This is a genomic window from Acinetobacter sp. YH12255 (assembly GCF_013417355.1).
Lineage (GTDB): Bacteria > Pseudomonadota > Gammaproteobacteria > Pseudomonadales > Moraxellaceae > Acinetobacter > Acinetobacter pseudolwoffii.
On the sequence record NZ_VPEC01000028.1, the window covers coordinates 25,733 to 35,539 of the forward strand.

A 9,807-nucleotide genomic window follows, 5' to 3' on the forward strand; every position below is an offset into this window, starting at 1 on the left:
GAATCCTATGGTAAGTACAAAAGAATTGTTGGCACAACGTCTTCAGCAAAATACTCAAAAGCATCAACAAGCTCAGCAAGAGCATGTCAACGATGTGAAAGAATTACGTCGTAATGTCCAAATTACAGACATTCAACCTAGTCCCAATCAGCCACGAAAAATATTCAATCAGCAAGATATTGAAGATTTAGCAGCCTCGATTGAGGAGATTGGATTATTGCAGCCGATTGCAGTTCGGCGAGTACAGGACAAATATGAGTTAATTGCAGGTGAACGACGCTTGAAAGCGCATCAAATTCTCAATAAAAACACCATTGAAGTGATTGTCATCGATGCATCAGATGAAGAAGTTGCACTGTTAACCTTGGCTGAGAATTTAAAACGGGAAGACTTAACAGATTATGAAATTTATGTCGGTCTGAGTTCTCTGGATGAGAAATTAAAAAAGAACAAGCAAAAGCTGGCAAAATCATTAGGCATGAATCGAGAGGATATGTATAAATATCTATCTTTCGAAAAATTACCGAAAGAACTGATTGCCGATTTAGAACAACAACCGACATTGTTGGCACGCACTGCCGCCACAGCTGTGAAAAAGTTTCTTTCAGATTATGAAGAGAATTACAGTAATGCTAAAAAAGCACTGCTAGAAGCTTGGGCGAAATTACTGAAAAAAGAAGTTGAGCAAACAAAACTGGCCTTATTGGCAGAAAAAATTTTAAAGTCGAAAGAAAACAAAGAGCCAATTAAAACGTCAATCGTGCATAAAATTGAATATGATGGAAAAGTCGCAGGGAATATTAAGTTTGATCACAACATTTTAAAAGTGTCATTAAAAATGAGTGAATTTGATGAGCAAAATTTACAAGAGCTGGAAAATTTGCTGAAAAAAATGCTGAAAAAATAAAATGAAGGCACTGTAGCAACTTGCTACAGTGCTTTTTTCAATTTAGGTCGGAGAGGATTTCAAGTTACATTAAATAGAGTAATACAACCTAAGGTACCTGGGGGCTCAGTTGTTATATAAAATACTTTTATCTTTGAATCTGAATTTACGCAAGCTGATTCTGATTTCAACGATCCTCAGCGTTTCCTTTTTATTTGTGATTAGCCTGTTTATTCTGAATTATGTGGTTAAACAGCAACTAATTCAGAATTCACTCTCTATAAATGAAAAATACGCAGCCAAGATTGCGATGGGGGTGAATCGTGATGTCAGTAATATGTTGCAGGAGTTGCAGTATAGTGCTCAGCAATTAGGGCAAAACTTTTACAATACGCCACTGCGACAGGCTGAAGTCAAACGGCTCAAAAACCAGTCGAATAACTTTAACAGTGTTTTTATGGTGGGCCAGCAAAATCAGATACTTGCTTATGCACCAGTATCATTAGACCTAAAATTCCACACGCCCTATAATACAGCGGGTATTGTTGGATCACTTAAAAGCAAAAAGGCGTATATTTCGGCACCCTATTGGTCAAGCAAAAAAAATCTGGTTGTGTTGATATCACAGCCTATTTACGATGTGAATCAAAATTATAAGGGCTTTATCAGCGGTACGATTTATCTGCAGAAGAATAATTTAATCAGTGAAATGCTGTTCAATCAATTTGATTTCAAAAAAAGTTATATGTATGTGATTGATCAGCAGAACCGTATTATCTTCCATCCAGATTCGAGTCGGATTGGCGAAAAAATTGTAAATAATACTGGTCTTGACTATATCAATGAAAACAAGAAAGGATCCGTCCGTCTAACGAATAGCTTGGGGATTGATAACCTGGCCGGTTTTGCACATGTTCCCAGTGTGAACTGGATTGTGGTTTCACAGCAACCTACGGATGAACTTCTTAAACAGGCCAATGAATTAATTTTAAAAGTTTCTATTGGCATATTTATCTTTTATCTGTTTATTTTCTTTATCGTCTGGCGGATGTCGCTATTTATTTCTTCGCCGCTGAATCGTTTGGCGAAAATGGCCAGTATGTTAAATCGAAATGATATTCAGGATAAAATCAGTCAGGTTGATCCCTGGTATTTTGAGGTATTCAAGTTTAGGGCCTCGCTACTTTTGAGCTCCAAAACATTTAATAACAAGATCTCAGAATTACGCCAACATATCAATATTGACCCCTTGACTGGCCTTTATAACCGTCGTGGCATGCAATATCTTCTGGATGAATTAATCAGTACGGGTACTCATTTTGCGGTACTCGCTATCGATATTGATTTCTTTAAAAAGATCAACGATAGCTATGGACATGACCGCGGAGATGAGGTTTTAAAGCGATTGGCTTTTTTAATGCAGAAAAATTTCAGAAGCCATGATCTCTGCTGTCGCACTGGTGGGGAAGAGTTTATCGTACTGATGATGACCTCCGATATTCGGGTTGCTTTCAATGCTGCCGAACGTCTCAGAACGAGTATGCAAGCAAGTCAAATTGAAGGAGTTGAAGAAATCACCATTTCCGTGGGTATCGCATTCTGTCCGAGAGATTCAGTAAGCGTCAAACAGGTTTTTAAAATGGCAGATAATAAGCTGTATGAAGCGAAAAATAATGGGCGGAACTGTGTTCGTATGACGCAAAAATTAGCCAAGTAAAATGTCGGCACAAACAGGATTGATTTTTTTAAATCTTTTTCTGCTCAAGCATGTTCAGCACAGTGACCTTGCGGAGTTACATGAGCTTTAATCGAGATCAGCTTCAGTCTGTGCCCGAGCATGCACTGGTAAAATTTGGCATATTGGTCTGTCTGGGGAGCTTTAATGGATAAATAAAGTGAATTAAGCACGACAATTCATGTCCTTTTCCTCCTTTTTACTGCTGCATGATTTAGAATTTTAGGTAAAATCATTTAATTAATGATTCACTTAATTGGACTTCTATAACAATGACCCAGGTGCAACTACAACAGTTACAAAAACAACTCTGGAATATTGCCAATACTTTGCGCGGCACCATGGGGGTGATCCTAGACAAAATAATGGACAGCACGTCCCTCTAAAGATAACGTAACTTTAATCTTTGGAGATTCAAGAAATGGCTAAACGTTTTAGTCCCGAATTTAAACAGCAAGCGATTGATTATGCACTTTCAAACTCACACGAGTCTGTAGCTGCAATCGCCCAGAAATTAGGTGTGGGTTATTCAACATTAGATAAATGGATTCGTGAAACCAATCCGGCAGGTTCAAGCAAACGTCAACTTTCACCAGAACAACAGCGGATCTTGGAATTAGAGAAAGAAGTCAAACAGCTTAAGGAAGTCAATGACATCTTAAAAAAAGCGCATGTGTACTTTCTGACAGATCATGCCAAGAAAAGTACACGGTAATTCAAGATCTGGATGTGAATGAAGTCACTGTATCTTCTGCCTGTAAATGCCTGGGTGTCAGCACTTCAGGCTATTATGCCTGGCGAAAACGCCAGACCAATCTAGCGCAGAAATATAATGATTTAAAAGCCGTATATTGGCAGCATCATGCACGATTGGGTGCACCTTCATTGGTACATGACATGCATGATTTAGGTTACAGCATGAGCGAACGAACCGTTGGAAGAATGCTTAAAAAGCTTGGTTTACGTAGCAGGATTGCACGTAAATACAAGCATACGACTGATTCAAACCATCGTTTGCCTACAGCACCTAACTTGTTAGATCGTCAATTTACGGTCAATGAACCCAATAAGATCTGGACAACAGATATTACCTATATCCGTACTAAGCAAGGTTGGCTGTATTTATGTGTGATGCTGGATCTATTCAGCCGTCGTATTGTCGGTTGGCAAACCAGCTATCGAATAGACCGTCAATTGGTGTGTGATGCGTTTAATTATGCAATGGCTCGTCAGGGTTATCCAACTGGTGTTATGGTTCATTCGGACCAAGGCTCACAGTACTGTAGTCGTGATTTTAGAGCGCTGTTACTGAAAAATGATTGTACTCAGAGTATGTCTAGACGAGGAAACTGTTGGGACAATGCAGTGACCGAAAGCTTCTTCCATACGCTGAAGGGGCATGTAGTACATGGCAGTGTATTTTCTACGAGAAAAGAGGCAAATGCTATCTTGTTTGAGTATATTGAAGTTTACTACAATCGAATCAGAAGGCATTCTGCAAATGGCTGGTTAAGTCCAGAAGCCTTTGAACAGAAATATTTCAAGAATTTAGAGGGGCTGGTTGTCCACGATACTGTCTAGGATCAAACCTGCAAATAGCCAGTTCTTACGCCCCAAGGCCCAGGGACGCATTTGGTTCTCTATCCAATTATTGTCAATGGGTAGATTGCCATCATCCAGATAGCGGCTTAAAGCAGTCCAACGTTTTAGGCTGTAATTGATCGCCCGGGCGGTTGGAGAACTCGATGGCACCGTCAGCTGATGTTGGTTGAGCCATTCATATAGTTGTTGCATGACCGGTTGACTATGCTGTTGTCGGTATTCGCAGCGGTCTTCCGCTGTACCATCCGTCTTTTTTCTTAATTCTGCTTCTATCGCATATAATTTCTGAATCAGCACTAATGCCTGTTCAGCGACCTGACTTTTCTTGGTCACATGTAGTTCATGGAATTTACGACGTGCATGTGCCATGCAGCCCACCTCAATGACCTGACCTGATCTAAAGCGTGCTTTATAACCACTGTCATCATCACAGACCAAATGACCCTGCCAGCCTTTCAGGAAGTCTTCAGCATGCTGGCCAGAACGGCTATCTTGAAAGTCATAGATCACTGCCTGAACTGGATTGTACTGTGTGCTGGCATAGGCCCAGACATAACCTTTTTTGGGCTTTTTCTCATTTTCACCCATCTGCATGACCGTCACCGGTGTTTCATCTGCATGGATCACCTGCTGTTGCAGTACCACCTGTTTTAAGGCATTGGCCAGAGGTTCCAGTTCCACCCCACAGCGGCCAATCCAGTCAGATAACGTTGATCTAGACAGATCAACACCTGCGCGTAGAAAGATTTGACGTTGACGGTACAAAGGCAAATGATCGGCATACTTTGACACCAGCACATGGCTAAGCAATTCAGGTGAAGCAATGCCTTTATCAATCACATAGGCTGGCATCGCTTGCTGAGTCAGAGTGTCACACTGATCACAGACCCATTTACCACGCACATGCTGTTCCTTATAGAACTGTGCCGGTCTGAAATTCAGTTTTTCACTGACATCTTCACCGATACGACGCAAGGTACAGCCACAACTGCATTGTGTTGATTCAGGTTCATGCTCAATACGGAGGGTGTGTAGATGATCTGGCAACAGCCGACGTTTAGGTTTGTTGACTGGGGCTTTCTGTGCAGCTGCATTGGTTTTATCTGCATTCAGTCGTTCCAGTTCCAGATCAACCGCTGCAATATCTTCTTCAACCGCTTCATCCCAGAGATGGATTTGTTTTGCGGTTAGATGTTCGTTTTTACTGCCGAATTTATGCTGTTTAAATAGTGCAAGCTCATGCTCGTATTTTTGATTGAGAATAGAAAGATGTTGAACTTTAGAATCTAATTGCTGATTGGTGACTTCAAGATGTTGAACTCTGGCATCTAATTGCTGATTTGATTGTTCCAGTTGTTGTTTAGATTGTGCCAGAGACTGATGCTGCATCGCCAACTGTCTGGTAAATTCCAGCAGTTGTTCATGGGTCAGTTGGCTTAAATCAGGCAGCGTATTCATGACCGCAGTATGCCTGAGGTCATGATGCAGAGGAAATAGAACGTTTGGAGAATAGCAGAATGGATGAGCCTGGTTTAGAGCATTGTTACCACTTGCTGCAGTCCGATTCTTTGCCAGGGCAAACCCTGGATCAGTGCCTGTAACTGCTCCGGGCTGATCGCCATACTTTCACCCTGGTGAACTTTAGCCCAGTGGAATTTCCCCTGTTCCAGCCGCCGGGCACACAGCCAGATACCCAGTCCATCATGCACCAGCACTTTCATACGATGGCCACGCTTATTACAGAACAGGTAAGCGCAATGCGGTTTGATGTAGCCAAAGGCTCTCAGCACCTGAGCCATGGCTGTATCCATCCCTGCACGCATGTCCATCGGCTGGGTAGACAACCAGATCTCATCAATACGAATCATTGAGTCAAACCCTGGATCAGCAACAGTAATTCAGTTACTGACTCCACCGGCCAGTCGATCTCGATCATCTGATCCCTTGCGGAACTTGGTGCCTCATGTAATGGAATCCTGATATGAGCGACAGCTTTCTTCTCTGGCACAGGTGGTAGAGGTGCTTCTTGTTTGACTGGAGTCGGGTGAAGAATGACCGGAAGAAAGTCAGTCTGTGGAATGGATGGGGTTTTTAATGCAGGGGGCATTGATCTGGACTGACGAATCCATTTATGTAGCAGATTGGCATTGATCTGATGTTGCATTGCTACCTTGGCCACTGATGTATCTGGCTGCTGGCATTGCTGAATAAGTTGATGTTTAAATTCAGCTGTGAAGGTTCGACGGGGCTTTTTTAGCGTTGGTGCACTGTCTATAACTGTCTTTAAATCCATAAATAGGTGTCCACTTAAATTTAAGTGGACACTATCGCGGTATTAATGAGTTAGAAAAAGTGGGGTTCAGCGGACGCTTACGTTTTGCATCCCATAAGTCATACTTTAACTGAAAATGTAACTTGCCCCATCATGACTTTTTTCATATAGCCTACTTGAACTGACACCATAAATCCCATGTGTTCCATAAAGCATCGTATACAATTTCAGAGAAATTCTTTAGTTATGTGATCAGGCTATGTGCTCAAATTACCTATTTCCAAATAAAAGAAATTTGACACTCTTAGGTGTCGATACAAGCCAGTTTGATCTTGAGCTTAAGGATCATGTATTCCCTTCCTATCATGCTCCAATCATTCTGAACGGCTCAGATCACTTAGAGCTTGATATTGCAAAGTTTGGATTACTACCGAGCTGGGCGAAAGAATTGAAGTTCAGCAGTCATACTTATAACGCCAGAACTGAGTCTGTAGCAGATAAGCCTAGCTTTCGACATGCTTGGAAGTACAGCAAGTTCTGCCTAGTCCCAGTACAAGAATTTTATGAGCCGAAATACATCAATGACAAGCCACACTGGTACACCATCAAGCGTAAAGATGATCAGCCTTTTACTGTTGCAGGGATCTATGATGATGCAGTGATTAATGGCAATAAGGTACGTTCCTTTTCAATGTTGACCATCAATTCGGACCATCACCCTTTTATGAAACAATTCCATGCACCGAAGGATGAGAAGCGATCCATCATCGTTATTCCAGAACAGTACAGAAAAGACTGGCTAACAGCCGATCATGAACATGCGCATGAATATTTCTTTCAAATGCCCGATGAATTCGTCACATTTCCACGCGATGAGCAGAAACAAAACGTCTTATTCTGACGCATCCTTGTTTATCCACAACTTTTTAAATTTGAATTTTAAACGCTGTTAGTAATATCCTATTTAAACAAATTCTACTTCCAAACACGCCTCGTAGCGTAGGAGTATCTCATGTCTAAGAAGTTGCCTATTTACTTCTCTGACGACGCATGGTCATCTTTACAAGAGCTCATGGGTCCAGAGGGTAAACCAAGTCCTACCATCAACACCGTGCTTGAACAAATCGCTGTTCAAAATGAGCTTGTTGAAAAATTAGGGCTTACTGCTGTCCTACCCAAATCCAAAGTATCTATTCCCGTCTCTTTAGAGCGTATTCCTGCAGGTCCGGCCTTCAGCACCAAGGATGAGCAAGACAAAGCACTCGATCTGAATGAGTTCCTGATTCACAACCCTATTTCTACTTTTATTGCCTATGTAGACAGTGAATCCATGCTCGATGCTGGCCTAGAGATTAATGATCCAATCATTATTGATCGCAGTATTGAAGCCAAGCATTACGATATCGTGGTTGCCCTGATTGATGACAATGCCTCGACCATTAAGCGGCTGATGATCACCAATAAGATGTCCAAGTCTGAAATCAAAGAAATATTTGGAGATGAAGATTATCCGCTTCCAGAACTTTGGTTGAAGGCTGAAAATTCGAATTACAATCACATCATTCCTGATGATAGTCAGACCATATCAATCTGGGGTGTGGTGACTTTTAATTTAAAGCGTATTTATCACCGCTCATAAAAAGAAGAATAACCATGCAAAGTGAAAATGAAATATTCGCGTTAGTCGACGTGAATAATTGCTACGTCTCGTGTGAGCGTGTGTTTAATCCTGCCTTGAATGATCGCCCAACCATTGTGCTCAGCAACAATGACGGCTGTGCCGTGGCCAGAAGCCAGGAAGCGAAAGACTTAGGCATCAAGATGGGTGTTCCTGTATTCCAAATTAAAGAGCTGATCAAACAACATAACATTCAGGTGCTATCCAGTAATTTCTCCTTATATGGCGAAATGTCCAAGCGCTTTATGGAGCTGCTTGGGGACTATGTTGCACCAGGAGATCAAGAGGTCTATTCCATTGATGAATGCTTTCTGAAGCTCACAGCTTACGAGCATCTATTTGACCTGACTGTATATGCTCAAGACATGAGGGCTAAGGCTTGGCGTTCGTTAGGCCTACCCTGCTGTATTGGAATTGGTCGCTCTAAAACCGAAGCCAAGATTGCCAATCATCTCGCCAAGAAAAACAAGTTCTTCAATGGGGTCTGTAATCTGGCCCATATGGACCCATGCTCTACAGAAACGCTACTCGCGCAGGTTGATGTGTCTGAGGTTTGGGGCGTAGGCAGACAGAACTGTAAGAAGCTCAATACTATGGGTGTTCAATCTGTGCTGGATCTGATCAATGCCAATCCTAAAGAAATCAAAAAGCAGTTTAGTATCGTGATGGAAAAGACGGTGCTTGAGCTACAGGGCCTTTCTTGTATTGACCTTAGTGATGATACTGTAGCGAAGAAGCAAATCATCAGCAGCCGTTCATATGGCAACCCAGTGTATGAAATGGATGACATTAAAGCTTCGGTTCGGCTTTATGTGGCCAGAGCCGTGAAACGAATGCGGGAAGATGGCTCAATCTGCAAGATGATCGGCGTGTATATCCAAACCAGTCGCTTTGATAATACAGAGCGCTACTCGCCTTACATCGTCGTTCAAATGCATGAGCATACGGATGATCTACTGCTCATCACCAAGGCCGCGATGAAAGGCATCGATCAGATATTTAAGAAAGGCTTTAAGTATAAAAAGGCGGGAATCGTGCTGCTCGAAATTACAGATCAATCCAAGTTTGTGCCCGATCTATTCACGGACTATTCACATAAGCAAGAGCGAGAAAGGCTTTCAGATGCCATCGAAGCCATCAGTGAACGGTTTGGGAAGAATCTCGTCACGCTAGGCATTGCCAACAATAAAGAAGCCACATGGCACATGAATCAAAACCTTAGATCACCTTCGTATTTAACCAAATGGTCTGACTTACCAAGAGTAGGATAAAAACATGCACTTATTTAAATTAACTGACGAACAACTCGCACAAATTCTTATCCCGAAACGATTTGTACCACCTACTCCACCTGAACATGAAGGCAAGAATATGGTCTATGTATTTGATAGTGAGGATAAGTTTGAACGTAAGCGTCCGCTGAACACACCTTATGAATTCATCCTATAAGCCTTAATTTAGTCCCCACTTAAAAACAAGTGGGGACTAAAATTTATGACTACAAATCACCAGACATCCATCGCATCTCTTGCGAAAAAACGAAGAACATACAGTGCTGAATTTAAACAGCAGATCGTTCAGGCTTGTAAAGCACCGGACGTTTCAATTGCTTCGGTCGCTTTGCAACATGGATT

10 protein-coding genes and 2 pseudogenes are annotated in these 9,807 nt (G+C 41.9%); 9 read left to right on the forward strand and 3 right to left on the reverse strand.

Features of this window, described 5'->3' with window-relative positions:
- The first annotated feature begins 7 nt into the window (after window positions 1-7).
- The 4 genes and pseudogenes from FTV30_RS11755 to FTV30_RS11765 all read left to right on the forward strand — a co-directional run bounded on the left by FTV30_RS11755 (window position 8) and on the right by FTV30_RS11765 (window position 4,202).
- A complete protein-coding gene (locus FTV30_RS11755; protein ID WP_005093722.1) occupies window positions 8-907 on the forward strand; it encodes a ParB/RepB/Spo0J family partition protein in 900 nt (299 codons plus the stop codon).
- Window positions 908-1,016: 109 nt separating this feature from the next.
- On the forward strand, window positions 1,017-2,603 hold the full coding sequence (locus tag FTV30_RS11760) for a sensor domain-containing diguanylate cyclase (RefSeq protein WP_180001651.1): 1,587 nt from the start codon (window positions 1,017-1,019) through the stop codon (window positions 2,601-2,603).
- 290 nt (window positions 2,604-2,893) lie between these two features.
- A pseudogene (locus FTV30_RS16515) lies at window positions 2,894-2,968 on the forward strand (hypothetical protein); the annotation flags it as partial.
- Window positions 2,969-3,042: 74 nt separating this feature from the next.
- A protein-coding gene (locus FTV30_RS11765) for an IS3 family transposase (protein ID WP_180001652.1) occupies window positions 3,043-4,202 on the forward strand; the annotation gives its coding sequence in 2 pieces (ribosomal slippage) (window positions 3,043-3,277 and window positions 3,277-4,202; 1,161 coding nt in all).
- 6 nt (window positions 4,203-4,208) lie between these two features.
- On the opposite strand, the pseudogene FTV30_RS11770 reads toward FTV30_RS11765, so the two are convergent.
- From FTV30_RS11770 to FTV30_RS11780, 3 genes and pseudogenes are all read right to left on the reverse strand, one after another.
- Window positions 4,209-5,681, reverse strand: a pseudogene (locus FTV30_RS11770) (IS66-like element ISAba17 family transposase); the annotation flags it as partial.
- A 74-nt stretch (window positions 5,682-5,755) separates the two neighbouring features.
- Window positions 5,756-6,091: an IS66 family insertion sequence element accessory protein TnpB gene (tnpB, locus tag FTV30_RS11775; RefSeq protein WP_000618090.1), complete on the reverse strand. Its 336-nt coding sequence runs from the start codon at window positions 6,089-6,091 to the stop codon at window positions 5,756-5,758.
- Window positions 6,088-6,516: a transposase gene (locus FTV30_RS11780; RefSeq protein ID WP_000364662.1), complete on the reverse strand. Its 429-nt coding sequence runs from the start codon at window positions 6,514-6,516 to the stop codon at window positions 6,088-6,090. Before FTV30_RS11780 ends, tnpB begins: the two co-directional genes overlap by 4 nt.
- Before the next feature lie 238 nt (window positions 6,517-6,754).
- Between FTV30_RS11780 and FTV30_RS11785 the strand changes: the two genes are divergently transcribed.
- From FTV30_RS11785 to FTV30_RS11805, 5 genes are all read left to right on the forward strand, one after another.
- Entirely contained in the window at window positions 6,755-7,396 is a 642-nt protein-coding gene (locus FTV30_RS11785; protein WP_005245165.1) for an SOS response-associated peptidase, read from the forward strand.
- A 111-nt stretch (window positions 7,397-7,507) separates the two neighbouring features.
- Window positions 7,508-8,134 carry a LexA family transcriptional regulator gene (locus tag FTV30_RS11790; RefSeq protein WP_000038641.1) on the forward strand — a complete coding sequence of 209 codons (627 nt, stop codon included), beginning with the start codon at window positions 7,508-7,510 and terminating at the stop codon, window positions 8,132-8,134.
- A 14-nt stretch (window positions 8,135-8,148) separates the two neighbouring features.
- Window positions 8,149-9,444 carry a Y-family DNA polymerase gene (locus FTV30_RS11795; RefSeq protein ID WP_180001653.1) on the forward strand — a complete coding sequence of 432 codons (1,296 nt, stop codon included), beginning with the start codon at window positions 8,149-8,151 and terminating at the stop codon, window positions 9,442-9,444.
- Window positions 9,445-9,448: 4 nt separating this feature from the next.
- Window positions 9,449-9,622 (forward strand): hypothetical protein, encoded by a 174-nt coding sequence (locus FTV30_RS11800; RefSeq protein WP_180001654.1) that lies wholly within the window; start codon window positions 9,449-9,451, stop codon window positions 9,620-9,622.
- 45 nt (window positions 9,623-9,667) lie between these two features.
- A partial coding sequence (locus tag FTV30_RS11805; RefSeq protein ID WP_151760684.1) for a transposase occupies window positions 9,668-9,807 on the forward strand: 140 nt, incomplete at its 3' end.